The organism is Variovorax sp. LG9.2, assembly GCF_035018885.1.
GTDB lineage: Bacteria > Pseudomonadota > Gammaproteobacteria > Burkholderiales > Burkholderiaceae_C > Variovorax.
Map to the genome: position 1 here is coordinate 432,761 of NZ_JASJXB010000001.1, position 23,588 is coordinate 456,348.

General features: G+C 64.8%; 25 protein-coding genes. 16 read left to right on the top strand and 9 right to left on the bottom strand.

Annotated features, from left to right (window positions below; all coding sequences use genetic code 11):
* Positions 1-9: 9 nt before the first annotated feature.
* The gene (locus tag QN413_RS01945; RefSeq protein ID WP_323494983.1) at positions 10-1,527 is read left to right on the top strand and encodes an AMP nucleosidase; all 1,518 of its coding nucleotides are present in this window, start codon (positions 10-12) and stop codon (positions 1,525-1,527) included.
* Positions 1,528-1,542: 15 nt separating this feature from the next.
* Here the strand turns inward: QN413_RS01945 and QN413_RS01950 are convergent, their stop codons facing one another.
* The 4 genes from QN413_RS01950 to QN413_RS01965 form a co-directional block, all read right to left on the bottom strand.
* Entirely contained in the window at positions 1,543-2,319 is a 777-nt protein-coding gene (locus QN413_RS01950) for a sulfite exporter TauE/SafE family protein (protein ID WP_323494984.1), read from the bottom strand.
* Positions 2,306-3,091: a helix-turn-helix transcriptional regulator gene (locus tag QN413_RS01955; protein ID WP_323494985.1), complete on the bottom strand. Its 786-nt coding sequence runs from the start codon at positions 3,089-3,091 to the stop codon at positions 2,306-2,308. Before QN413_RS01955 ends, QN413_RS01950 begins: the two co-directional genes overlap by 14 nt.
* A 103-nt stretch (positions 3,092-3,194) precedes the next feature.
* Positions 3,195-4,148 carry a pyridoxamine 5'-phosphate oxidase family protein gene (locus QN413_RS01960; RefSeq protein ID WP_416352117.1) on the bottom strand — a complete coding sequence of 318 codons (954 nt, stop codon included), beginning with the start codon at positions 4,146-4,148 and terminating at the stop codon, positions 3,195-3,197.
* Positions 4,149-4,180: 32 nt separating this feature from the next.
* The gene (locus QN413_RS01965) at positions 4,181-4,861 is read right to left on the bottom strand and encodes a glutathione S-transferase (RefSeq protein ID WP_323494987.1); all 681 of its coding nucleotides are present in this window, start codon (positions 4,859-4,861) and stop codon (positions 4,181-4,183) included.
* Positions 4,862-4,977: 116 nt separating this feature from the next.
* Here QN413_RS01965 and QN413_RS01970 point away from each other — a divergent pair, with 116 nt between their 5' ends.
* The 3 genes from QN413_RS01970 to QN413_RS01980 are packed head-to-tail and all read left to right on the top strand — an operon-like array spanning position 4,978 to position 7,672.
* Positions 4,978-5,868 carry a LysR family transcriptional regulator gene (locus QN413_RS01970; RefSeq protein WP_323494988.1) on the top strand — a complete coding sequence of 297 codons (891 nt, stop codon included), beginning with the start codon at positions 4,978-4,980 and terminating at the stop codon, positions 5,866-5,868.
* A gap of 23 nt (positions 5,869-5,891) precedes the next feature.
* A complete protein-coding gene (locus QN413_RS01975) occupies positions 5,892-6,830 on the top strand; it encodes an ATP-binding cassette domain-containing protein (RefSeq protein WP_323494989.1) in 939 nt (312 codons plus the stop codon).
* Positions 6,831-6,832: 2 nt separating this feature from the next.
* On the top strand, positions 6,833-7,672 hold the full coding sequence (locus tag QN413_RS01980) for an ABC transporter permease (protein WP_323494990.1): 840 nt from the start codon (positions 6,833-6,835) through the stop codon (positions 7,670-7,672).
* A 61-nt stretch (positions 7,673-7,733) separates the two neighbouring features.
* Here the strand turns inward: QN413_RS01980 and QN413_RS01985 are convergent, their stop codons facing one another.
* Positions 7,734-8,051 carry a hypothetical protein gene (locus QN413_RS01985; protein ID WP_187054207.1) on the bottom strand — a complete coding sequence of 106 codons (318 nt, stop codon included), beginning with the start codon at positions 8,049-8,051 and terminating at the stop codon, positions 7,734-7,736.
* Between the two features lie 259 nt (positions 8,052-8,310).
* On the opposite strand from QN413_RS01985, the gene QN413_RS01990 reads away from it, so the two are divergent.
* A complete protein-coding gene (locus tag QN413_RS01990; RefSeq protein WP_187054206.1) occupies positions 8,311-9,753 on the top strand; it encodes an NAD-dependent succinate-semialdehyde dehydrogenase in 1,443 nt (480 codons plus the stop codon).
* Positions 9,754-9,884: 131 nt separating this feature from the next.
* On the opposite strand, the gene QN413_RS01995 is transcribed toward QN413_RS01990, so the two are convergent.
* Positions 9,885-11,177: a DEAD/DEAH box helicase gene (locus QN413_RS01995; protein ID WP_323494991.1), complete on the bottom strand. Its 1,293-nt coding sequence runs from the start codon at positions 11,175-11,177 to the stop codon at positions 9,885-9,887.
* A gap of 50 nt (positions 11,178-11,227) precedes the next feature.
* Here QN413_RS01995 and QN413_RS02000 point away from each other — a divergent pair, with 50 nt between their 5' ends.
* The 3 genes from QN413_RS02000 (at position 11,228) to QN413_RS02010 (ending at position 12,464) form a co-directional block, all read left to right on the top strand.
* The gene (locus QN413_RS02000) at positions 11,228-11,611 is read left to right on the top strand and encodes a translation initiation factor Sui1 (protein ID WP_323494992.1); all 384 of its coding nucleotides are present in this window, start codon (positions 11,228-11,230) and stop codon (positions 11,609-11,611) included.
* 5 nt (positions 11,612-11,616) lie between these two features.
* Entirely contained in the window at positions 11,617-11,853 is a 237-nt protein-coding gene (locus QN413_RS02005; protein ID WP_323494993.1) for a DUF3820 family protein, read from the top strand.
* A gap of 176 nt (positions 11,854-12,029) precedes the next feature.
* Positions 12,030-12,464: an RNA recognition motif domain-containing protein gene (locus QN413_RS02010; protein WP_187054202.1), complete on the top strand. Its 435-nt coding sequence runs from the start codon at positions 12,030-12,032 to the stop codon at positions 12,462-12,464.
* 115 nt (positions 12,465-12,579) lie between these two features.
* Here the strand turns inward: QN413_RS02010 and QN413_RS02015 are convergent, their stop codons facing one another.
* Genes QN413_RS02015 through QN413_RS02025 form a run of 3 tightly spaced genes read right to left on the bottom strand, consistent with a single transcriptional unit; the run spans position 12,580 to position 16,174 of the window.
* Positions 12,580-13,518, bottom strand: coding sequence for an alpha/beta hydrolase (locus QN413_RS02015; protein ID WP_323494994.1), 939 nt, complete (start codon positions 13,516-13,518; stop codon positions 12,580-12,582).
* Positions 13,519-13,578: 60 nt separating this feature from the next.
* Entirely contained in the window at positions 13,579-14,811 is a 1,233-nt protein-coding gene (gene purT / locus QN413_RS02020; protein WP_323494995.1) for a formate-dependent phosphoribosylglycinamide formyltransferase, read from the bottom strand.
* A 55-nt stretch (positions 14,812-14,866) separates the two neighbouring features.
* Positions 14,867-16,174 carry a transposase gene (locus QN413_RS02025; protein WP_323494996.1) on the bottom strand — a complete coding sequence of 436 codons (1,308 nt, stop codon included), beginning with the start codon at positions 16,172-16,174 and terminating at the stop codon, positions 14,867-14,869.
* 188 nt (positions 16,175-16,362) lie between these two features.
* Between QN413_RS02025 and QN413_RS02030 the strand changes: the two genes are divergently transcribed.
* From QN413_RS02030 to QN413_RS02065, 8 genes are all read left to right on the top strand, one after another.
* Complete coding sequence (locus QN413_RS02030; protein WP_323494997.1) at positions 16,363-17,211, top strand: 3-hydroxybutyryl-CoA dehydrogenase; 849 nt, start codon at positions 16,363-16,365, stop codon at positions 17,209-17,211.
* A gap of 118 nt (positions 17,212-17,329) precedes the next feature.
* A complete protein-coding gene (locus QN413_RS02035; protein WP_323494998.1) occupies positions 17,330-18,145 on the top strand; it encodes a crotonase/enoyl-CoA hydratase family protein in 816 nt (271 codons plus the stop codon).
* Positions 18,146-18,159: 14 nt separating this feature from the next.
* Positions 18,160-19,491, top strand: coding sequence for a serine hydrolase (locus tag QN413_RS02040; protein WP_323494999.1), 1,332 nt, complete (start codon positions 18,160-18,162; stop codon positions 19,489-19,491).
* 115 nt (positions 19,492-19,606) lie between these two features.
* Positions 19,607-20,056 carry a MarR family transcriptional regulator gene (locus tag QN413_RS02045; protein ID WP_323495000.1) on the top strand — a complete coding sequence of 150 codons (450 nt, stop codon included), beginning with the start codon at positions 19,607-19,609 and terminating at the stop codon, positions 20,054-20,056.
* Between the two features lie 65 nt (positions 20,057-20,121).
* Positions 20,122-20,547: an organic hydroperoxide resistance protein gene (locus QN413_RS02050; RefSeq protein ID WP_323495001.1), complete on the top strand. Its 426-nt coding sequence runs from the start codon at positions 20,122-20,124 to the stop codon at positions 20,545-20,547.
* A gap of 115 nt (positions 20,548-20,662) precedes the next feature.
* Complete coding sequence (locus QN413_RS02055; RefSeq protein WP_323495002.1) at positions 20,663-21,760, top strand: DUF2855 family protein; 1,098 nt, start codon at positions 20,663-20,665, stop codon at positions 21,758-21,760.
* Between the two features lie 90 nt (positions 21,761-21,850).
* Positions 21,851-22,909, top strand: coding sequence for a serine/threonine protein kinase (locus QN413_RS02060; protein ID WP_323495003.1), 1,059 nt, complete (start codon positions 21,851-21,853; stop codon positions 22,907-22,909).
* Between the two features lie 50 nt (positions 22,910-22,959).
* Entirely contained in the window at positions 22,960-23,190 is a 231-nt protein-coding gene (locus QN413_RS02065; RefSeq protein ID WP_323495004.1) for a hypothetical protein, read from the top strand.
* Positions 23,191-23,588 lie beyond the last annotated feature (398 nt).

The window sequence follows — 23,588 nt, forward strand, 5'->3', positions numbered from 1 at the left end:
AATGTCCGCATGCCCTACATGCCAGCCTTCATCGCACCCGCCCGCTTCACCAATGCCGCCGAAGCACTCGAACAGGTTCGCAGCATCTACAACGGCGGCTTGCAGCATCTGCGTGACGCCATGCAGCGCTTCGTCGATGGGGACAGCCTGCCGGGCCGGGTGCGGGCGTGCTACCCGTTCGTGCGGGTGCACACGCACACCGTCTCGCGCAACACGCCACCCGCCAACGCCAGCCTGAGCTACGGCTTCGTGGCCGGGCCGGGGCGTTACGAGACGACGTTGACGCGGCCCGACCTCTTCAACCGCTACTACCTCGAACAGTTTCGCCTGCTGCTTGAAAACCATCAGGTCGAACTCGAGATCGGCACCAGCACGCAGCCGATTCCCATCCACTTTTCGTTCACCGACAACGACCATGTCGAGGTGTCGATGAGCCTCGACCGCCGCGCGCTGATGCGCGACGTGTTCGACCTGCCCGACCTGCACGCGATGGACGACGGCATCGCCAACGGAACCTTCGAAGCCAAACCCGGCGAGGCCCAGCCGCTGGCGCTCTTCACCGGCGCCCGCGTGGACTACTCGCTGCACCGCTTGCGCCACTACACGGGCACGGTGCCGGAGTGGTTCCAGAACTTCGTGCTGTTCACCAACTACCAGTACTACATCGACGAGTTCGTGCGGCTGGGTCATGAAGCGATGACCGACGAGAAGAGCGAGTACGTCGCCTTCATCGAGCCGGGCAACGTGATTACGCGGCGGCGCGGTCTGGCTGCGGGCGCCGACACGACCTATCGCGAGTTGCTCGACGGCAGCCAGGGCACGGCGCCACCGCGCTTGCCGCAGATGCCGGCCTATCACCTGGTGCGTGAAGACCGAAGCGGTATCACGATGGTCAACATCGGCGTCGGTCCGGCCAATGCCAAGACCATCACCGACCACGTCGCGGTGCTGCGCCCGCATGCCTGGATGATGCTCGGCCACTGCGCCGGACTGCGCCCGAGCCAGCAACTCGGCGACTACGTGCTGGCCCACGCCTACGTGCGAGAAGACCACGTGCTGGACGAAGAGTTGCCGCTGTGGGTGCCGATTCCAGCGCTGGCCGAAATCCAGTTGGCGCTGGAGCGCGCAGTCGAACAGGTCACGAAAGTGAGCGGCCCCGATCTGAAGAAGTTCATGCGCACCGGCACCGTCGCCAGCACCGACAACCGCAACTGGGAACTGCTGCCCGGCAACCAGCCGCAGCGCCGCTTCAGCCAGAGCCGCGCCGTGGCGCTCGACATGGAAAGCGCGACCATCGCCGCCAACGGTTTCAGGTTTCGGGTGCCCTACGGCACGCTGCTGTGCGTGAGCGACAAGCCGCTGCACGGCGAGATCAAGCTGCCGGGCATGGCCAATCATTTCTATCGCGAGCGCGTCGAGCAGCACCTGCGCATCGGCATGGCGGCCATCGACATCCTGCGCAGCGAAGGGTCGAGCAAGTTGCACAGCCGCAAGCTGCGTAGCTTTGCCGAGGTGGCGTTTCAGTAAAGTTTCAACGACGTTTCAATAGGCTGCCCGCGCGGCCATGTGAGCACCGAGCAAACCGAGGCCGATCAGGAAACAGCGCCTGAAAAGGGCCGGCGACAGGCGTTCGCGCAGCCATTGCCCCGCCGCCATGCCGACCAGCGCAGGCAACAGCATGGCCACCGACAGGGCGAGTGTCATGGCGAAATAGCTGCCGCCATGACCCATGTCGAAGACCAATGCGACGGCCAGCGCCACGGTCGACGTGGTGAACGAGATGCCCATCGCCTGCACCAGCGCATCGCGCTGCAAGCCGAGCGCCTGCAGGTAGGCCACGGCCGGTACCACGAAGACACCCGTCACCGCAGTGACCAGCCCGGTGAGTACACCGATCAGCGGTCCGAGCCAGCGCTCGTGGCGCGGCGCGATCACGAAGCTCCGGCCCAGCAAGCCCCACGCCGCATAGACCATCAGGGCGACGCCCAATAGCATCGACGCCCACGCGCCCGCCGGTGCGCCGAACAGCAGCGCGCCGGCCCAGGTGCCCACGCAAACGCCGACCTGCATGCCAGCGATGCGGCGCCACATCGCTGGCACAGAGGACCACGGGCGGATCTGCCAGAGGTTGGTGACCAGCGAAGGCACGATCAACAAAGCCGCAGCCTCGACCGGTGCCATCCAGAGCGCCAGCAGCGCCATCGACACGGTGGGCAAGCCGAGGCCGATCACACCCTTGACGACACCGGCAGCGACGAAGACACCGGCGACCGCTGCCATGGCCGCCGCGGCCGGCACGCTCCACTCAGCGGCGAGCATGGGTCGACGGCGCTGCACGCGCCGCGAGTGGTTGTGTGCTCAGGCCGAACAGTTCCGGCATCTCGCGCTCGGCCTTCAACGTCACGGTGAGCGCACGGCCATCGAGAGCCTGCCGCACCCAGCCGCGCCGCAGCGCGAGTTGCAGGCACGCCGCGCCCAGAGCGCCACCGAGATGCGGCCGCCGCTCGCTCCAGTCGAGGCAGGGGCACGCGAAGCGTCGTCGCGATCGTCGTGCGGCATCGACGTCGAGGCCCAGGCTTTCAAGCGCGACGGCGCCATCGGTCGTGAGTTCGTACGAGCCGCTTTGCAGTCCGCTCAACCAGCCCTGCGCGTGGAGGCGATCGTGCAGTGCGACGCCGGCTGTGCCTGCCATGTGGTCGTAGCAAGTGCGGGCGCTGCGCAAACGCGTCGGCGTGTTGGGCTCGAGGGCCGGGAGCGCTGCAGGTGCCGCCGCACCTGATCGCGGTGCGCCGGCCACCACGAGCAGGCTTTCAAGCGCGGCAGCGACATCGCCGCCGGCCAACCGGAAGTAGCGGTGACGGCCTTGCGCGATCGATTCGATGAGCCGCTCTTCTTTCAGCCGCGCCAAGTGGGCGCTGGTCGTCGACGCTGCAACCTCGGCGACGACGGCGAGTTCGGTCGCGGTGCGCGCGTGCCCGTCCATCAGGCAGCACAGCATCCGGGCACGCGCAGGCTCGGCGATGGCGCCGGCGAGCCGAGCCAGTTGCACGTCGGCATTCTGGGACGAATCAGGAGCGGCATCGGATTTCATCGGTCGATGCTACGGCGGCGCCACATCGGACACTTCGTTCGCCAGCGAAGTGTCGAAAGCGCCTCTGCCCGCAGTGCCCCGAGGTTGGCTATTGCACCCGTTGCTACTGCACCCGGCCCCAATGCAGCGGCAACGCCGCGGGGCGCCGAAGCATGCGATCGACACGGAGCCGAACGAGCCGCTCGGCGCCAGGAAGCGCATCCACCTCCGGGCCGGTCCAAACGATCTCCGCCGTGACGGCGAGCTGCAGCAGATCGCCGCTGTCGTAGTCGATGAATAGCAGGCCGGCGCGCGGGTTGAGGGCGAGGTTGCCCAGCGTGTTGAAGAAGCGGTTGCCGCTGTAATCGGGAACCGTGAGAACGCGATGGTCGTCGATGCGAACGAAGCCGGCCGGCCCGCCGCGATGCGACACATCGACGCCATGCGATGGGGTGTCGTCCGTGCCGCTCTGCGGGTGCGCGGTGGCGATAAAAAAGGTGTCGGCTTTGGCGATCAAGCGAAGCGCTGGCTCGTCCAGCGCTTCGAGTCGAACTGCTCCGGAAGACGCCGCCATCGCGCTCGACGCATTCGATGTGGCCGATGCCGCAGCGCCCATCGCAGGCTCGAAGTTGGCATGCCGCCGCACGATGTACTTGGGGCAATTGCCGAAGCTCTGTCCCACTGCGATGCCGAAGCCTTCTGCATCGACTTGATCGAGCCACCCGTTCATGCGATTGCGGCGACGCGTGTGAGGCTCGATGCCCAGAAATCCGATCGGCGCACCGACCTTCAGCGCCTGGGCCAATGGATCGTCCGCGGTCGGCAGCGCATCGACGCGCAAGTGCCGCGCATCGTCCGCGTGCGCAAAGCCGGGCGGCCCAGCCAACACGCTCGCCCACGGCTGGCCGCTCGTGTCGACGCTGCCGAAAACCAGGAAAGGCAATTGCGCGAAGAAGGCGCGATGCTGGTCCGGCATTGCATCGCGCATCACGAGCGGCCCGATCTCGGCCAGGCTTTCGCGCAAACCGACACGCGCCTGCAGCGCTTGCTCGCCCAGATGAAAAGCTTCGTCGGTTATTGCGTTCACGGCAGTCATCCCATTCATGGCATTCAGGCCAACGATGCCGCCGACGAAGCAGCAAGCCCGACCGGCGTGCGCAGCATCGGCACGAAACCCGGCAGCGCCTCGACACGTTCGAGCCACGCGCACAGTGGCGGGTACGGTTCAAGCGATACGTTGCCTTCTGGCGCACAGGCCACGTAAGCGTAGTTGGCGAGGTCGGCCAGCGTGGCCGTCGCGCCGGCAAGAAACACTTCCGTGCCCAGTTGCGCCTCCATGACCTGCAGCAGCGCATGCGAGCGTGCGACCGTCTCGGTCGGATCGGCCGGACGGTTGAACACCACCAGAACGCGCGCCGCCGCCGGACCGTTCGCCAGCGGTCCAGCCGCGACCGACAGCCAGCGCTGCACGTGCGCCGCACCGAGCGCATCGCGCGGCATCCAGCGCGCCGGGTCGGGCGCATAACGTTCGTTCAGGTAGACCAGGATGGCGTTCGAATCGGCCAGCACGACATCGCCATCCTCGATGACCGGCACCTGGCCGAAGGCGTTGAGCGCCAGAAACTCCGGCGTGCGGTGCGCGCGCTGCATGAAGTCGATCTCGCAGCAGTCGAATGGCAGCCCGAGGATCGACAGGAACAACCGCACGCGATGCACATGTCCTGAGATGACGTTGCTGTAGAGCTTGATGGGTTGCGCTGGCGGCGGATTGTTGCGGGTCGAGTTCGACATGGTCGGCTTTCAAGTGAATGCAATGACCCGATTCTTTTCTCCTGCAGCCCAAGCATGAATAGCGATTCGCACATTTGACTGCTGCACTTTTCGGTTTAATCGGTTTAATCTGCACCATGGACCGACTCAAAGCCATGCAGACTTTCGTGCAGATCGCCGATCAGGGCAGCCTCACCAAAGCAGCCGATGCCATGGGCAGTTCGTTGCCTGCGGTGGTGCGGTCGCTGGCCGCACTCGAAGCGCATCTGGGCGTACGGCTTTTTCATCGCACCACGCGGCGCAACTCGCTCACCGAAGAAGGCCAGCGTTATCTGGAGAGCGCACGCGATGTACTGGCCGCCGCCGACGCGGCCGACCTGGCACTGACCGCCGAGGCACGCGAGCCGGCAGGCCGGCTCACCGTGACCGCACCCGTGCTGTTCGGCCACATGTACGTCGCGCCGGCGATCACCCGCTTTCTAGCGCGCTACGACACCATGCACTGCAGCGTGCTGCTTCACGATCGTCAGGTCAACCTGCTGGAAGAAGGCGTCGACGTCGGCATCCGCATCAGCCCGCTCGCCGACTCGTCTCTGGTCGCGCAGCGGCTCGGCACGGTGCGGCACGTGGTGGTGGCGAGCCCCGACTATCTGGCGCGCCACGGGACGCCCGGGCACCCGCGCGAACTGGCACATGCCAACTGCGTGCGCGTGCATCCGAACAGCACCGCGCCGTGGGGGTTCGAGCATCAGGGCAAGCCGTTCTCCGTCGCGACGCGAGGCAACCTGGACTTCAATCACATCGCGCCAGCCATCGAGTCGTGCGCAGTCGGTATGGGCTTCGGCTTGTTCTTTTCTTACCAGGTGCTGCCGCACGTTGCGCAAGGCCGGCTCAAGATCGTGCTCGATGCCTTCGAGCCGCCACCCACGCCGGTCAACGTGATCTATCCGCATGCGCGCTTGTTGCCTGCACGCACGCGGGCCTTTGTCGACTGGATGAAGGCGGAGTTCACCGGCCTCGCGCTGTGACGGCGCGGGCCCACAATGGGTCGGTGACAGCCTCCACCCACTCTCTCTTCAAAGCCCGCAACCTCAGCAAGCGCTACGGCAGCAACACGGTCGTCGACGATCTCTCTTTCGACATCGCGCCCGGCGAATGCCTGGGCGTGATCGGGCCGAACGGCGCCGGCAAGACCACCACCATCCGCATGTGCCTCGGCCTCACGGTCCCCGACAGCGGAACCATCGAGGCGCTCGGGCTGTCGATGCCGCGCGACGCGCTGGCCATCAAGGCGCAGCTCGGCGTGGTCACCCAGTTCGACACGCTCGACCCTGATTTCAGCTGCGCCGAAAACCTGGTCGTTTACGGCCGCTACTTCGGCTTCAGCAAGCGCGAGATCTTGCCGCGTGTGCCCAAGCTGCTCGAGTTTGCGGCGCTCTCGCACAAGGCCGATGCCAAGCCAGGTGAACTCTCCGGCGGCATGCGCCGGCGGTTGTCGCTGGCGCGTGCGCTGGTCAACGATCCCAAGCTGCTGCTGCTCGACGAGCCCACGACCGGGCTCGACCCGCAAGCACGCCACCTGATGTGGGAGCGCTTGCAGGTGCTGCTGCAACAAGGCAAATCGATCTTGCTGACGACGCACTTCATGGACGAAGCCGAGCGCCTGTGTTCGCGCCTTTTGGTGCTCGACCATGGCCGCAAGATCGCCGAAGGCAAGCCGCGCGATCTCATCGCCGAACATCTGGAACCCGACGTCGTCGAGGTGTACGGCAACGGCGCCGTCGCACTGGCCGAGGTGCCCGAACTGAAGGCGATAGCCGCGCGCGTCGAGGTCAGTGGCGAGACGGTTTTTTTCTACACGCAGGATGCGCGTGCGTTGCTGGCGGCGCTGAGCGCCCGGCAAAGCGGGCTGCGCACCTTTCACCGGCCGGCCAACCTCGAAGACTTGTTCCTCAAGCTCACCGGCCGCCAGATTCGCGAGGACGGCTAGGCATGACCACGACCACTGCAAAGAGCACCATAGCGGCGAACTCCGCGGCCCCATCGATCTGGCGGCCGCCGGCACTCTCGATGCGCTGGTGGCCGGTGTTCCTGCGCAACCTGCTGGTGTGGCGCAAGCTGGCGATCCCGAGCCTCATCGGCAACATCGCCGAGCCGTTGATCTGGCTCGTCGCCTTCGGCTACGGCATGGGCGCGCTGGTCGGCCAGGTCGCGGTCGATGGCGTCAAGGTACCGTACATCCTGTTCCTGGCGAGCGGCTCGATCTGCATGAGCGCCATGAACGCGGCGAGCTTCGAGGCGCTCTACTCGGCCTTCTCGCGCATGCATGTGCAAAAGACGTGGGACGGCATCATGAACGCGCCCGTCGGGCTCGACGACATCGTGCTGGCCGAGATGCTGTGGGCCGCGTTCAAGTCGATCTTCACGGTCACCGCCATCCTCTTGGTGATGCTGGCGCTGGGCATCAGCCACAGCCCCAAGCTCATCGTCGCGTGGCTGGTGCTCATCGCCTCGGGCATCACGTTTTCGAGCATCGCGCTGGTCTTCAATGCGCTGGCGAAGGGCTACGACTTCTTCACCTATTACTTCACGCTCTTCATGACGCCGATGATGTTCCTGAGCGGCGTGTTTTTTCCGCTGGAGCAATTGCCTGGGGTGGTGCGCGTCATCGCGGCCTGGTTGCCGCTGGCCAACGCGGTAGCGTTGGTACGGCCGCTCTTCATGGACCAGTGGCCAGCCGACTGGGTACGCCACGCGGTGGTGCTGGCGGTGTATGCCGTGGCAGCGTTCTGGATCGCGCTGGGGCTGACGCGCAAACGGTTTCGAGGCTGAGCGCGCGACGTCGGCAGGACAGCCGAGAGCGGCCCATCGGCCAAGGACGGCCGGGTCGGTGTCAGATGTCGTCCGGCAGCCGGGGGATGTCGCCGAGAGCCTCGTCATTGCGCAGATCGCCCGCTGCCTTGAGCAGGCCGATCGACAAGCCATCGCGTTGACCGGCAAAGCCTTTGGCGATGCCTTCCAGCGCGGTGGACAACGGCACATCGCCATCGTCGCGCGCGTCGATGCTGATATTCAAGACGCGTGCCGCCATCTGCCGGTACGTGACCACGCCGGCCTTTTCAAGCACCGCCACCAGGTCGAGGTAAAGAGCGAGGTTGAGGTCGAAAACCAACTTGGCTGTCGGGTCGAAGTTGTCGTCGGTGTCTGCCACGGTGCGCTCCTTTTTTCTGCGTGTCTTCCGACACTCTAGCCAAAAAGAAAGTGCGTCCATTCGGCCGCGCGTAGGAGGAGCGCCCGAACCTCGATGCCGTCCCGCTGCGACCCCACGCACGAGGCGGTCGCCGGTCGTTGGTAAAGTTGTTGCCCTTGCTGCTGTCGCTCCGCTTGGCCTGGCGTCGCTTTGGCCAACTTCAGATTCAGCGCGGCCACTTTCATCCCACCCTCACTCCTCCTCAGGAAAAGGCACCTTCATGACAACCAGCTATACCGACACCCGACTGCTCATCAATGGCGAATGGACCGACGCCAAGAGTGGCAAGACCATCGACGTGATCAACCCGGCCACCGGCAAGCCGATCGGCAAGGTCGCGCACGCCGGCATCGCCGACCTCGACCAGGCGCTTGCGTCTGCCCAGCGCGGCTTCGATGCGTGGAAGAACACGTCGGCTCCCGAGCGCGCCAACGTCATGCGCAAGGCCGCCGGCCTGCTGCGCGAGCGCGCCGACGCCATCGCGCGCCTGCTCACGCAAGAGCAAGGCAAGCCGCTGATCGAAGCCCGCGGTGAGGTGATGGCTGGTGCCGAAATCATCGAATGGTTCGCCGACGAAGGTCGCCGCGTGTACGGCCGCATCGTGCCGTCGCGCAACCTGGCCGCGCAACAGCTCGTGCTCAAGGAGCCGGTCGGTCCGGTCGCCGCTTTCACGCCGTGGAACTTCCCGATCAACCAGATCGTGCGCAAGCTCGGCGCGGCTCTGGCCACCGGTTGCTCGTTCCTGGTGAAGGCGCCGGAAGAAACGCCGGCATCGCCTGCCGCGCTGCTGCAATGCTTCGTCGATGCCGGCATCCCGCCCGGCACCGTAGGCCTGGTGTTCGGCGACCCGGCTGAAATCTCCAGCTACCTGATCGCCAGCCCGATCATCCGCAAGGTCACCTTCACCGGCTCGACGCCCGTTGGCAAGCAACTGGCCGCGCTCGCCGGCTCGCACATGAAGCGCGTGACGATGGAACTCGGCGGCCACGCGCCGGTGATCGTTGCCGAAGACGCGGATGTCGCGCTCGCGGTAAAGGCGGCGGGTGCCGCCAAGTTCCGCAATGCCGGCCAGGTCTGCATTTCGCCGACCCGCTTTCTGGTGCACAACAGCCTGGTCGACGAGTTCTCGAAGGCACTGGTCAAGCACGCTGAAAGCCTGAAGCTCGGTGACGGCCTGACCGCCGGCACCACCCTCGGCCCACTCGCCAACGCACGCCGCATCACGGCCATGGCCAAGGTGATGGACGATGCGCGCGCCAAGGGCGCCACCATCGCCACCGGCGGTGAACGCATCAGCGGCGAAGGCAACTTCTATGCACCGACCGTCATCACCAACGTGTCGCTCGACGCCGACGTGTTCAACAACGAGCCTTTTGGCCCGGTCGCAGCGGTCCGCGGTTTCGACACGCTCGAAGAAGCCATCACCGAAGCCAACCGCCTGCCCTTCGGTTTGGCTGGCTATGCCTTCACCAAGTCGATCAAGACGGCGCACATCCTCGGCCAGCGGCTCGAACTCGGCATGCTGTGGATCAACCAGCCTGCCATGCCATCGGCCGAGATGCCTTTCGGTGGCGTCAAGGATTCGGGCTACGGCTCGGAAGGCGGCCCGGAGGCGCTGGAGTCGTACCTGGTGACGAAGTCGGTATCGATCCTCGGCGTTTGATACCGAACGAGACCGCGCAGTAGGTGCCGCCCCGCGGCATGCACTGCGGCAGACCGTGATGGTCTGCAAATCAGGAAAGGCATGGGCACTGCGCCCATGCCTTTTTTTTAGCCGCCTGCCTGGCGTGCCCGTCAGTCTTGCGGTGCGTCGACGACGGGAGCGCCCGCTGCCTGCGCTGCCGCGGCGCGCAGCTTGTCCTTCTTGCTCGGCCGCTTGCCCTTGATGCCGCCCGTGCTCGACGTTGGCGCAGCGATGGCCACTGCCTCCAAGACCGCGACCGCTGCTTCGGTCGGCTCGAAGCCCTCGATGCGCTCTCGCGGCAAGCTCAAGCCTTGCCGTTTTTCGATCAAGCTGAAATGCGCCGCGCTCTCCGCCGTGACGAAGCTGATCGCGACCCCGGTTTCCCCTGCGCGGCCGGTGCGCCCGATGCGGTGCGTGTAGTCGACCGGTGAGCGCGGCAGGTCGTAATTGATCACGACGGGCAAGTCGGCGATGTCGAGGCCGCGCGCAGCCAGATCGGTGGCGACCACCACGTCCCAGCGGCTGTCCTTGAACTGCGCCAGGATGTCGGTACGCGTGCCTTGGGCGATGTCGCCGTGAAACGGCACGGCGTAGATGTGGTTCTTGTAGAGCTTTTCGGCCACCGTTTGCGCGGCGTGCTGCGTCGCGACGAACACCAGCACGCGCTCCCACTTGCTCTCCTTGATAAGGTGTCGCAGCAACTGGGTGCGGCGGTTGGCGTCGACCTCGATCGCACGCTGCACGATGGCCGGCTCGGTGCCGGGCGCGCCTTGCACTTCGACGCGCACCGGGTCGCGAAGCAGGCTGTCGGCCAGGCCCTGGATCGCGGCGGGAAAAGTCGCCGAAAACAGCAGGTTCTGCCGCTCGGCAGGCAGCATCGCCAGGATGCGCCCGAGCTCTTCGGCAAAGCCGAGATCGAACAGACGGTCGGCTTCGTCGAGCACCAGCGTCTCGACCGACGCCAGCTTCAACGCGTTGTGCGCCACCAGGTCGAGCAGCCGCCCCGGCGTCGCGACCATGATGTCGGCGCCGCCGCGCAAGCCCATCATTTGCGGATTGATCGAGACGCCGCCAAAGGCGATGGCAATGCGCAGCGGCTCGGGCAGATGCTGCGCCAGGCTGCGCAGCGCCTCGCCGACCTGGGCCGCGAGCTCCCGCGTGGGCACAAGTACCAGCGCACGGACACGGCGCGGCGTGTGAGGCTGTCCGGCTGCCAGGCGTTGCAGCATCGGCAAGGAAAATGCGGCCGTCTTGCCCGAGCCGGTTTGGGCCGAACCGAGCACGTCGCGGCCCTGCAAAATCGGCGGGATCGCAGCCGACTGGATCGGGGTCGGCGTGGCGTAGCCCGACTCGGTCGCGGCGCGCAAGAGAGCGGGAATCAAGCCCAGTGAAGAAAATGGCATGAGGTCAGCGTGCTGATAAAAATATAAACGTCACAAATAAAATCGTCGAAATGATCAAGCGCACCGTCACGCCCGGAGCATCCTCCAGCCGGCTGGTCTATTCCACCGACGCTGGGCGCATCTGCCCCGATTGCCGTCAGCCGGTCGCTTCGTGCGTGTGCTGCGGCCAAGTCAGGGCGCCCGCGCCGCCCACCGACGGCATTGTGCGTCTATCGCACGAGACCAAGGGCCGCAAAGGCAAGGGCGTGACGCTGATCAAAGGCCTTGGGCTCGATGCCGATGCGATGGCATTGCTGGCAAAACAACTCAAGGCATCCTGCGGCTCCGGCGGTACGGTGAAGGACGGCGTCATCGAAATCCAGGGCGATCATCGCGATGTCGTGACCACGGCGCTGGTGAAGCAAGGCCGCAGCGTGAAACGCAGCGGCGGCTGAAGCACATGAAGCCCGAAGACCTGGAACGCCTCGTCACGCTGGAAATGCCATTTGGCAAACATAAGGGCAAACTGATCGCCGATTTGCCCGGCAACTACCTCACATGGTTCGCGCGCGAGGGTTTTCCCTCGGGAGAAATTGGCCGCCTGCTCGCGCTGATGCATGAAATCGACCATAACGGGCTTTCGGACCTGCTCAAACCGTTGCGAAATCGCTCGGCGCCACGCCGGATCGATCAATAAAACACGATTTCGTACCCAAACTGCAAATCAGGCGGATAATAGTCAGACGTGCCAGCAATTTATCTTTGTGAGCACGTGATCCGGTGATCGGTCAGTTTCGCGCCACAGCGCATTTGTTTGTTGTGATTCTGGGACTCCATCGCTTTGTTTTGTTGGTCTGAATTAGGAGTCCCTCCATGGGCAAGAAACTTTACGTAGGCAATCTGTCCTACAACATCCGTGACAACGACCTCGAGCAGGCCTTCGGCCAGTACGGTTCGGTCGCATCTGCCAAGGTCATGATGGAACGTGACACCGGCCGCTCGAAGGGCTTCGGCTTTGTCGAAATGGGTACTGACGCTGAAGCGTTGGCAGCCATCGAAGGCATGAATGGCCATTCGCTCGACGGTCGCGCCCTGACCGTGAACGAAGCCCGTCCGATGGAACCGCGCCCAGCTGGCGGCGGTTTCGGTGGTGGTGGCGGCCGTAGCGGCGGCGGCGGTGGATACGGCGGCGGCGGCGCCGGCGGCGGCGGTGGCGGCTACGGTGGTGGCGGCGGCGGCGGTGGTCGCAGCGGTGGCGGCGGCGGCTACGGTGGTGGCGGCGGCGGCGGAAGCCGCGGCGGTTACTAAGCTCTAGCAGCTCGGTTGCTCACGCAATAGATAAAAAGGCTCCCTCGGGAGCCTTTTTTGCGTCTGGCGCGATGTGGGCCAGCGCGCCGGGCCTGCCCGCGGTTAGCCCGCGCGGTTAACCCAATACGCGCCGAAGTTCGGCCGCACACAAAGCCACCGCCGTGTTCGCCTCGTCGAGCACGCGGCCCATCGTGATGAAGCCGTGAATCTGCCGCTCGAAGCAGACGCAGGTCGCTCGGTTGCCGGCCTCGGTCAGTGCGCGGGCGTAGTCCAGGCCTTCATCCCGCAATGGGTCGTAGCCAGCCGTGATTACCAGTGCCGGCGGCAATCCTGCCAGATCGGTGTGCAGCAATGGCGATGCGCGCCAATCGAGATCGTGCGCGGGGTCAGCGATGTAGTGGTCGTGAAAGTAAGCGAGCGTGTCGCGTGTCAGCACATAGCCGTCTCCGTTGGTCGTGTGCGAAGGATGCCCGCGGCGCATGTCGGTGGCTGGGTAGATCAGCAACTGGAACGCGATCGGCAGATCGCCGGCATCACGGGCCGCCAGCGCGACCACAGCGGCCAGATTGCCGCCGGCACTGTCGCCGCCCACTGCGAGACGGCCGGGATCGAGCCTCAACGCACCAGCCTGCTCGCGCACCCAGCGGGTGGCAGCCAATACATCGTCGACTGCAGCCGGAAAGCGATGCTCCGGCCCCATGCGGTAGTCGACAGCGACGACCGCACAACCGGCCGCGTTTGCCAGCTCGCGGCACAGCGTGTCGTGCGTGTCGAGGTCGCCAATGACCCAGCCCCCGCCGTGGTAATAAACCAGCACCGGCAACACCGTTGTGGCGTCAGAACCCAGCGGCCGATACAGACGAAGCGGGATGTCGCCCTGTGGCGTAGTAGCCGTCAGCTCGCGCACTGCCGCGACTTGCGGCGGTTCAGGCTGCGTAAAGGTGCGCCGCTCACGGTAGAAAGCGCGCGCCTCGGCGGGTGACAGCGTATGGGTCGGTGGCACGCCGCGCTCGGCCATCAGGTCCATCAGTGCGCGGGCTTGGGGGTGCAACATTCGAATGTCTCCGGTTGGTTTTTTGATCGCTATTTGAATCGCCTCTTTGAGGCCTCTGCATCAGGCCTTGCGCGGCTTCACCCGCGAAGCCGCATCTTTCGCCCGCGACCGCGCCGTGTCCACATCGGCCGCATGCACCAGCGCCACGCCCATGCGCCGCTTGACGAAGCTCTCGGGCTTGCCGAAGAGACGGATGTCCGACCCCGGCACTTGCAGCGCATCGGCAATGCCGTCGAACACGATGCCGGTGGCGTCGACACCGCCGTAGATCACCGCGCTGGCGCCCGCGCTTTTCAGCGTGGTGTCGACCGGCAATCCGAGGATGGCGCGTGCGTGCAGCTCGAACTCGTTTTGCCACTGCGTCGCCATCGTCACCATGCCGGTGTCGTGCGGTCGCGGGCTCACTTCGCTGAACCAGACCTCGTCGCCCTTGACGAACAGCTCGACGCCGAACAGGCCCTGACCGCCGAGGTCGGACGTCACGGCTTCGGCGATCTGCTGCGCCTTCAGCAAGGCCGCAGGCGCCATCGGGTGCGGCTGCCAGCTTTCGACGTAATCGCCGCTTACCTGCACATGGCCGATCGGTTCACAGAACTTCGTCTCGACGGCGCCTGCTGCGCCGCGGGCCCGCACCGTCAGCAGCGTGATCTCGTAGTCGAAGTCGATGAAGCCTTCGACGATCACTCGCCCGTGACTGACACGGCCGCCGGCCATGGCGTACTCCCACGCTTTTTGCACGTCGGCCGGCCCGTCGATCTTGCTCTGGCCCTTGCCGGAACTGCTCATGACCGGCTTGACGATGCAGGGGTAGCCGATGCCCTTTTCGCCCTTGTCTTTGTCTTTGTCGTGACCATCGATGGCAGCCTGCAACTCGGCGAGCGAATCGCAAAACTTGTACGGGCTGGTCGGCACACCGAGCGTTTCCGCAGCGAGGCGACGAATGCCTTCGCGGTCCATCGTGAGCCGAGCCGCGCGCGCGGTAGGAATGACGCGCACCACACCAGCGTCTTCGAGCTCCTGCAGCATGTGCGTGGCGATCGCCTCGATCTCGGGCACGACGAGGTCGGGCTTCTCGGCCTCGATCAGCGCCTTGAGCGCCGCGGGGTCGCTCATCGTGATGGTGCGCGCGTGGTGCGCGACTTGCTGGCCCGGTGCGTCGGCATAGCGATCGACCGCGATGGTCTCGACGCCGAGGCGCTGCAAGGCGATCAGCACCTCCTTGCCGAGCTCGCCGGAGCCGAGCAGCATGACGCGGGTTGCAAAAGGAGAAAGAGGCGTGCCGATGATGGTCATGCGACAACTTTAATTGACATCCTCCCCGCCCTGAAGGGCGAGGATTCCTACTGCGTCATGCATGCTCAGCCTGCTGAGCGGGCACGATCGCCTCGGTGAGTTCCTGCTTCACGGCGGCTGGTCTAGCCTTGCGCTTACGCACAAGGCCAGAGCCGTCCCCTCCACAGGCATCGGACATCGCTGTCCAGACCGCGTGTCCCGCGGCCAGAATGTTTTTTGCGGCATTGGTGTCCGCATGTTCTGCATGGCCGCAAACCACGCAGACGAAGGACGCTTGCGTCTTTCTGTTGAGCTTGTCCACGTGCCCGCAACAGCTACACGTCTGGGAGGTGTAGGCGGGGCTGACCTTCACCAGCGCACCGCCGTTGCTCTCCAGCTTGTACGCGAGCTGCCGGGCGAACTCAGACCAGCCCTGGTCGAGGATGGCTTTGTTGAGCCCTGCCTTCTGGCGCACTTTCGCGCCAGGGTGCTCGACCGCCCCCTTGGCGCTGGCGCTCATGTTCGCGACGCGCAGGTCTTCGATCGCGATCACCGCATGTTCTCTGGCCAAGCCCGTGGTGAGCTTGTGCAGCCAGTCGCTGCGCTGGTTGGCGATCTTCTTGTGAAGGGCGCGCAGCTTGATCACCGCCTTCTTGCGATTGCATGAGCCTTTCACTTTCCGGCTCACGCTGCGCTGGTACCGGCGCAGCCGGACGGCCTGGGCCTTCAACGCATTGAGCGGCTCGACCATGCGTCCACTGCTGTCCGCCGCAAAGGTGGCTATGCCGACATCAATGCCGAGCGATGGGGACAGGCCGCCGGCCGGCAGTACGCCAGCGTGGCGGGTCTGGATCGCAACGGTCCACTTGCCTGCGTCGCGGCGTACGGTCGCGTTCCTGATCTCACCGGCCACCGCCTGGCTTTGGCGAAGCCGCACCCAGCCTAATTTGGGAAGCTTGAGGCGCCCGTTAGCTTGGTCGAGCAGCGGGGCCACGGGAAAGCGAAGCCCCGGATCGTCCCCGTATTTTTTAAAGCGGGGGTAGCCCAGCTTCCTGCGGGCTTTAACGGGGGCGAAGTAGCGCTGGAACGCGGCGTCCAGTCTTTTAAGCACCTGCTGCTGCGCGTGCACAGGCGACTGGGCAAGCCACACGGTCTCAGGCGCTGTGCGCCACGCAGTGAGCCACAGGGCCATGGCGTTGTAATTTGCGTGCGGCTCCTTACGCACATCCCTTGCCTGATGCTCGGCCAGCGCGTGATTCCAGACCCAGCGGGCCTGCCCGCTGAACCGACGCAGCAGCGCCTCCTGCGCGGAGGTCGCACGCAGCACGAACTTCCACGCCCGCATGTGCGGCTCGGGTTGTTCGATGGCGTTCGGGAGGGACATAGCTTTAGCGCGTGGACGTCTTGATCCAAGATACGCGCTTCGCGCCTGATTCGCTAGACCCCGGGCTGAACCCCGGTGAGTGTCGCTCACAACCTGATCACCGCGTGTTTCACAATAAGGTCCATCGGCGCGCCCTTCCTGGGCGCTTCCTTCAGACATTTTTTCCAAACACATCGAGGAGTTTTCAAATGGCGATTCAGACCGTCGGCATCATCGGCGCCGGCACCATGGGCAACGGCATCGCGCAGGCCTGCGCTGTGGCCGGCGTGAAAGTCGTCATGGTCGACATCGCGCAAGCCGCGGTCGACAAGGGCATTGCGGCGGTGGCGGGCAGCCTCGACCGGCTCATCAAGAAAGAGAAGCTGACGGCTGCGCAAAAAGACGTCGCGCTCGCGCTCATCAAAGGCTCGAGCGATTACGCGGAACTGAAGAGCGCGCAACTGGTAATCGAAGCCGCGACCGAAAACGAGGCGCTCAAGTTCAAGATCCTGAAGCAGGTCGACGAACTGCTCGCGCCCGAGGTGATCATCGCGTCGAACACCTCGTCGATTTCGATCACGCAGCTGGCGGCCGCCACGTCGCGCCCGGATCGCTTCATCGGCATGCACTTCTTCAACCCGGTGCCGATGATGGCGCTGGTCGAAATCATTCGCGGCTACCTCACCAGCGACGAAACGCACGACGCAGTCAAGGCACTCGCCGTGAGGTTGGGCAAGTCACCGATCACCGTCAAAAACGCACCCGGTTTCGTGGTCAACCGCATCCTGGTGCCGATGATCAACGAAGCTTTTTTCGTGCTGTCAGAAGGACTCGCGAAGGCCGAAGACATCGACGCCGGCATGAAGCTGGGCTGCAACCAGCCGATCGGGCCACTGGCGCTGGCCGACATGATCGGGCTCGACGTGTGCCTGGCGGTGATGGAGGTGTACCTCGCGCAATTCGGCGACTCCAAGTACCGGCCTTGCCCTCTGCTGAAGGAAATGGTCGCTGCGGGACAGCTCGGTAGAAAAACAAAACGCGGCGTGTACACCTACTAACCCCCGAGTCGTCGCGCACTTCGTGTCGCTTCCGCCACCCCCTTGCAAGGGGGCAACACCAGCGGCCCGGCGAAGCCGGTTCCGCGGTGTTCACCAATAATTCAAAGAGACAACCGCCATGAACATTGTTGCCACAACGCCGCCCGTAGAAGGCTGCATCGACACGCAGGTCATCGACCATGTCTTGCTGATCGGCATCAACCGGCCGGCCAAGCGCAACGGCTGGACGCCGCCCATGTTTCGGCAACTGGCCGAGGCCTACACGCGGCTCGACGACGACCCCGCCTTGCGCGTCGGCGTGCTGCACGCCTTCGGCGATCACTTCACCGCCGGGCTCGATCTGCCGCTCATCACCGAGTACGTGAAACGCGGCGAGAAGGCGGTGCCGGAAGGCCTGGTCGAGCCGCACGACTTCGGCCTGCCGGGCTACCGACGGCGTACCAAGCCGATGGTGGTGGCGGTCAAGGGCATCTGCTTCACGGTGGGCATCGAGCTGATGCTCGGCGCCGATATCGTGGTTGCGGCGGACAACTGCCGCTTCTCACAACTCGAAGTGCAGCGCGGGATCATGGCGACCGGCGGCGCCACGCTGCGCATGGCCGAGCGGGCCGGCCTGGGCAACGCGATGCTGCATCTGCTCACCGCCGACGAGTTCGGCAGTGCAGAGGCTTATCGCCTCAACTTCGTGCAGAAGGTGGTGCCTGCAGGCCAGGAGCTCGACGAAGCGCTGGTGATTGCGCAACGCATTGCAGCGCAGGCACCGCTCGCCGTGGTCGCCACGCGTCTCAACATTCTGAAAGCGGTCGAAGAAGGTCCGGCGGCTGCGGTCGCCGAATTCATTGAGACGCAGAAGCGGCTGTCGAACAGCGAAGACGCCGCGGAAGGCGTGCGCTCGTTCGTCGAGCGGCGGCCGTCGCGCTTCAGCGGACGCTGAAACGGAGACGCTTCATGTTCACTCCTCGTCGCTCCGGGCTCGCCGCCCTCACGCTCGCTGCCCTGTCCGGGATTTTTATCGTGATTGAAGCCACCGCCCAACCTGCGCCAGCACTACTCCCCGATCCGGCGGCCACGTCGGTCGGCGCGCTCGGCTGGATGCAGGGATTTCCGCCCGCGCCCGACAAGCTCATCACCTTCGACGACCCTCAAGGGGGTGCTTTTCCGCGCAACCGCTGGAGCTTTTCGCATGTGCGCGAGTCGGTGCCGACTGCGAACGTCTGGCGCGGCAGCGGCGCGCCCAGCCCGTTGCCCGCAGCGCCACGCGACCTCGACGGCATCGCCTTCACCGCGCTGGGTGGCGAGCCGATGACCTTCGGCCAGATGCTGCCGCGCACCTACACCGACGGCATCCTTGTGCTGCACAAAGGCGACGTCGTCTACGAAAAGTATTTCGGTGCGCTCACGCCCGAGCGGCCGCACCTGGCGATGTCGGTGACCAAGTCGTTCGTCGACACGCTGGCCGCCATCCTGGTGGCAGAAGGCAAGCTCGATCCGGCTGCGCCGGTGACGAAGTATTTGCCGGAAATGAAAGACACGGCGTACGGCGACGCGACCGTGCGCCAGGTGATGGACATGACCGTCGGCGTAAAGTACTCGGAGAACTACGCCGACCCGAAAGCCGAGGTTTTCGACTATGCACGTGCCGGCGGCATGATGGTTCAGGGCCCCGGCTACGCCGGCCCCAGGAGCTTCTACGACTTCCTGAAAACTCTGCAAAAAGAAGGCCTGCACGACGAAGGCTTCGCCTACAAGACGGTGAACGCCGAAATGCTCGCGTGGGTATTGCGGCGCGCTTCCGGCCAGTCGCTGGCCGACCTTCTCTCCGAGAAGATCTGGCGCCGCATCGGGGCCGAGCAAGACGCCTACTTCATGGTCGACCGCATCGGCACCGAGTCGGGCGGCGGCGGCCTGAACACCACGCTGCGCGATCTGGCGCGCTTCGGCGAAACCATGCGCAACGGCGGTCGCGCCAACGGCCAGCAAGTCATTCCGCAGTCGGCCATCGCCGAGATTGCGGGCGGTGGTGACAAGGCGAAGTTTGCAAAGGCTGGCTACGCCTTGCTGCCGGGCTGGTCGTACCGCGACATGTGGTGGTCGACGAACAACGACCACGGCGCCTACATGGCGCGCGGCATCCACGGCCAGAGCATCTACGTCGACCCGAAGGCCGAGATGGTGATCGTGCGCTACGCAGCGCACCCCATCGCTGCCAACGCGGGCAACGACCCTCTGACGCTGCCAGCGTTCCATGCTGTCGCCAACGCGTTGATGACGACCCGATAAGCAGTCTTTTCAGGCGCTTCGGGCGCTTCGAAAATTCAGCCGGTTTCAAATTCTTTCAATTAACGGTGCTGCAACTAGATTGCACACAATTTAATTGTTCGATATAGTTTGGTTCATGCACTCCAAACTTGCCACCGTCGACATGCAACATCTGGACAACCAGCTGTGCTTCGCGGTGTATTCGGCGTCGCTGGCGATGACGCGACTCTACAAGCCACTGCTCGAAAAGCTCACCCTCACCTACCCGCAATACATCGTCATGCTCGCCCTGTGGGAGCAGGATGGCGTCATGGTGTCGGCGCTGGGCGAGCGTGTGTCGCTCGACTCCGGCACGCTGACGCCGCTGCTCAAACGGCTCGAAGCCAGCGGCTATGTGGCGCGTGTGCGCGACGTGGCCGACGAGCGCCGCGTGCGCGTCACCCTCACTGCCTCCGGTCGCAAGCTCAAGGCACGCGCCGCCGCGGTGCCGGGCTGCCTGATGGCCGCGACGCAGTGCTCTGTGTCCGAACTGGTCGCGCTCACGCAGCAATTGCAAACGCTGCGCGACCGCATCAAGGCCGCTTGAAATTTCTTTGTTCTCCCCTCACCCCTTTCTCTACCCCAACCCCAACCTCAACCCAAGGAAATCACATGACCACCAAACTCGACAAAGTGCTCTACACGGCTGAAGCCCACACGGTCGGCGGCCGCGACGGCTCTGGCAAATCCAGCGACGGCGCAGTCGACGTCAAGCTCAGCTCGCCTGGTTCGGGCAAGCCCGGCACCAACCCCGAGCAGCTGTTCGCGGTCGGTTACGCCGCCTGCTTCATCGGCGCCATGAAGGCCGTCGGCCCGAAGATCAGCGTCAAGGTGCCGGAAGATGTGTCGATCGACTCCAGCGTCGCCCTCGGCCCCACGAACGGCGGCGCTGCCTACGGCGTGTCGGTCAAGCTTGCTATCACCCTGCCGGGCCTGGACGAAGCACAGAAGAAACTGCTGGTCGAAACGGCCCACCAGGTTTGCCCGTACTCGAACGCGACGCGCGGCAACATCGACGTCGAACTCGTGATCGCCTGATCGTCAGACAGATCGGGTCGCACGACCCGATCGACCGAGCCCCGGCACGTCGCCCACGCGACGACCCGGGGCTTTTTTTCGTGCGCGCATTACGACCCTGCGCTATGGTTTGCCGATGAGCACCACCGACCTCCTGATCCGCAAAGACGCCCTGGGCACGACACGCCTGCGCAATTCCAGCGATGCACCACTGGCCGATGGCCAGGTCCGCGTGCGCATCGACACCTTCGCGCTGACGTCCAACAACATCACCTACGGCGCCTTCGGTGACGCGATGAGCTATTGGCAGTTCTTCCCGAGCGGCGAAGAAGGCTGGGGCCGCATTCCGGTCTGGGGCTTTGGCAGTGTCGCGCAGTCGATGCAACCGGGCGTCGCGGTCGGCGAGCGCGTTTACGGCTACTTTCCGATGGCCGGCCAAGTGGTGTTGCAACCCGACCGGCTCAGGCCCGATGGCTTCACCGACGCAGCCCCGCATCGGAGCGAATTGCATGCCGTCTACAACCGCTACATGCGATGCGGCGCCGACCCGCTCTACACAGCAGATACCGAAGACATCCAGGCGCTGCTGCGGCCGCTCTTCATCACCTCGTGGCTGATCGACGACTTCCTTGCGGACAACGACTTCTTCGGTGCTGACACGGTGTTGCTGTCGAGTGCATCGAGCAAGACCGCCTACGGCACGGCTTTTCAGCTGGCACAGCGGCCCGGCATCGAAGTGATCGGCCTGACCTCGCCCGGCAACAAGCTGTTCTGCGAGAGTCTGGGCTGCTACAGCCGCGTGGTCGGTTACGACGAGCTGGAGCTGATTCCGGCCGATGCCTCGTGCGTGTATGTCGACTTCGCAGGCAACGCGGCGTTAAGGCTGGCGGTCCACACACGCTTCGTCAACCTGCGCTTCAGCAGCTCGATAGGGGGCACGCACGTCGAGCACCTGGGGGGCGCAAAGAACTTGCCCGGACCTCGCGCCACCCTGTTCTTCGCACCGGCCCAAATCAAGAAGCGCACCGACGAATGGGGCGCCGCGGTGATGGGCGAGAAGTTGCTAACGGCGTGGAAGTCTTTCACCGCGCAGGTGACCGACCCGGCCGCTCCGTGGCTGGTGCCCGACCAGCATCACGGGCCGGAAGCCGTGCAAGCCGCTTACGCCGAAGTGCTGGGCGGCCGCAGCCATCCACGCATGGGGCACATGCTGTCGTTCCATAAGGCGCTGTAGGTTCGCCGCCCGGCCCCGGGGCTGCATTGGCCCTGCGAGCGACCCTGATGCTGCCGGCCTCTGCTGGCGCCGCGAGGACGACAATGCCTCATGCAACCTCACTCGCCAGCAGGCGCCAACGCCGGCTCTTCAGAGCCCTCGCTCCATCCCTACGAGACGCTTACACCGGACGTGGTGCTCGATGCGCTCGCCACGCTCGACCTGCACGGCGACGGCCGACTGCAGGCCCTCAGCTCCTATGAAAACCGGGTCTACCAGATCCACCTCGAAGACCGCAGCGCCGTGGTCGCCAAGTTCTATCGGCCCGGCCGCTGGAGCGAAGTGCAGATCCTCGAAGAGCACGCCTTTTCGGCGGAACTCACCGCGGCCGAAGTGCCGGCCGTGGCCCCGCTGGAACTGAATGGCGCCACGCTGCACCACCACGCCGGCTTCGCTTTCAGCGTGAGCCCATACCGCGGTGGACGCCCTCCCGAGTTGGACGATTTCGAGGTGCTCGAATGGATCGGCCGCTTTCTCGCGCGCATTCACACGGTCGGCGCAAAGCGGCCTTTCGAGTCGCGCCCGGCGCTCGACCTGCAGAGCTTCGGCACGGCGTCGCGCGACTGGTTGCTGGGCAACGAGAAAATTCCGCTCGACGTACAGCGCCTGTGGGAAACGACGTGCAACGAGGCGCTCGACATGATCGCAAAGACCGCGCTCGCGACGGATGCGCAAGGCCGCTTCGGCAGCGAGTTCAAGAGCCTGCGGCTGCATGGCGATTGCCACCCCGGCAACATCCTGTGGACCCCGACCGATCGCCCCGGCGGCGGCCCGCACTTCGTCGACCTGGACGACGCTCGGACCGGCTTCGCGGTGCAGGATTTGTGGATGCTGCTGTCGGGCGACCGGGCGCAGCGCACCGGCCAGTTGAGCGGCCTGCTCGAAGGCTATGAGCAATTCCGCTCGTTCGACCGGCGCGAGCTGGCGCTGATCGAACCGCTTCGCACGCTGCGACTGATCCACTACAGCGCCTGGCTCGCACGGCGCTGGGAAGACCCGATCTTCCCGATCAACTTTCCGTGGTTCGGCTCGAGCGACTACTGGAAAGGCCAGGTGCTCATGCTGCAGGAGCAGTGCGAGCAGATGGGCGAGGAGCCGCTGTACGCCTGACGTGCGGGTAGCGCGCGGTAGCTCTCACAGTAAGCGCCGAGGTAAGCGCCATGTCCGGCAATGTTGATCGCGAATGCCCGACGTTCCCGGCCGACTTCGACAAGGCAATTCAGGATAGGTCCAATCGGAAGTGGGCGGAGAACTGGCACGAAGTCACTGGCAAGACGGATTTGAACGTGTGCAGCACCCGGGCGCTCATTGGTGTGGCTGGCCTCAACTATCTTGGCCACCGCATTACCGCTTCAAAAATGCTACTCGCGCTGACCTGTTGCCATACGTAATTTGCTACCCGTTGTGTTTTCCAGCGGAAGCGCAACGTGAAAAGGCAAGTCAGCATGACAACACGCAAGGAGTTGGTCGAGGCGCTGCGGGAGCGGTATCGCAGCGCAGCGTTAGGCGACCGGATTAAGGTCCTCTATGAATTCGTGGCACTGACCGGTGACCGGTTATGACCGCAGGCATGCGATTCGGGTACTACGCGGGGAAGAGAGCTGGCCCCGGAAATCTGAACAATCCGATAAGTGTGGAAACTGCTCCTGCTGGCGAGGACCTTGCCTGTGAAGATTGGAGCAAAGATGAGCAGAAGACCCCGCCGCGCGCATTCAGCGGCATTCAAAGCCAAGGTGGCGCTGGCGGCCGTTCGAGGCGACAAGACGCTGGCCGAACTGGCGCAGCAGCA

Coding starts and splice junctions, on each gene's coding strand:
- QN413_RS02035 (WP_323494998.1), top strand. CDS start 17,330: ATGAACATTGTTGCCACAACGCCGCCCGTAGAAGGCTGCATCGACACG.
- QN413_RS02030 (WP_323494997.1), top strand. CDS start 16,363: ATGGCGATTCAGACCGTCGGCATCATCGGCGCCGGCACCATGGGCAAC.
- QN413_RS01950 (WP_323494984.1), bottom strand. CDS start 2,319: ATGCTCGCCGCTGAGTGGAGCGTGCCGGCCGCGGCGGCCATGGCAGCG.
- QN413_RS01980 (WP_323494990.1), top strand. CDS start 6,833: ATGACCACGACCACTGCAAAGAGCACCATAGCGGCGAACTCCGCGGCC.
- QN413_RS02055 (WP_323495002.1), top strand. CDS start 20,663: ATGAGCACCACCGACCTCCTGATCCGCAAAGACGCCCTGGGCACGACA.
- QN413_RS01945 (WP_323494983.1), top strand. CDS start 10: ATGCCCTACATGCCAGCCTTCATCGCACCCGCCCGCTTCACCAATGCC.
- QN413_RS02060 (WP_323495003.1), top strand. CDS start 21,851: ATGCAACCTCACTCGCCAGCAGGCGCCAACGCCGGCTCTTCAGAGCCC.
- purT (WP_323494995.1), bottom strand. CDS start 14,811: ATGACCATCATCGGCACGCCTCTTTCTCCTTTTGCAACCCGCGTCATG.
- QN413_RS01990 (WP_187054206.1), top strand. CDS start 8,311: ATGACAACCAGCTATACCGACACCCGACTGCTCATCAATGGCGAATGG.
- QN413_RS02010 (WP_187054202.1), top strand. CDS start 12,030: ATGGGCAAGAAACTTTACGTAGGCAATCTGTCCTACAACATCCGTGAC.
- QN413_RS01955 (WP_323494985.1), bottom strand. CDS start 3,091: ATGAAATCCGATGCCGCTCCTGATTCGTCCCAGAATGCCGACGTGCAA.
- QN413_RS02040 (WP_323494999.1), top strand. CDS start 18,160: ATGTTCACTCCTCGTCGCTCCGGGCTCGCCGCCCTCACGCTCGCTGCC.
- QN413_RS02000 (WP_323494992.1), top strand. CDS start 11,228: ATGATCAAGCGCACCGTCACGCCCGGAGCATCCTCCAGCCGGCTGGTC.
- QN413_RS02065 (WP_323495004.1), top strand. CDS start 22,960: ATGTCCGGCAATGTTGATCGCGAATGCCCGACGTTCCCGGCCGACTTC.
- QN413_RS01970 (WP_323494988.1), top strand. CDS start 4,978: ATGGACCGACTCAAAGCCATGCAGACTTTCGTGCAGATCGCCGATCAG.
- QN413_RS02015 (WP_323494994.1), bottom strand. CDS start 13,518: ATGTTGCACCCCCAAGCCCGCGCACTGATGGACCTGATGGCCGAGCGC.
- QN413_RS01995 (WP_323494991.1), bottom strand. CDS start 11,177: ATGCCATTTTCTTCACTGGGCTTGATTCCCGCTCTCTTGCGCGCCGCG.
- QN413_RS02045 (WP_323495000.1), top strand. CDS start 19,607: ATGCACTCCAAACTTGCCACCGTCGACATGCAACATCTGGACAACCAG.
- QN413_RS01965 (WP_323494987.1), bottom strand. CDS start 4,861: ATGTCGAACTCGACCCGCAACAATCCGCCGCCAGCGCAACCCATCAAG.
- QN413_RS02025 (WP_323494996.1), bottom strand. CDS start 16,174: ATGTCCCTCCCGAACGCCATCGAACAACCCGAGCCGCACATGCGGGCG.
- QN413_RS02050 (WP_323495001.1), top strand. CDS start 20,122: ATGACCACCAAACTCGACAAAGTGCTCTACACGGCTGAAGCCCACACG.
- QN413_RS02005 (WP_323494993.1), top strand. CDS start 11,617: ATGAAGCCCGAAGACCTGGAACGCCTCGTCACGCTGGAAATGCCATTT.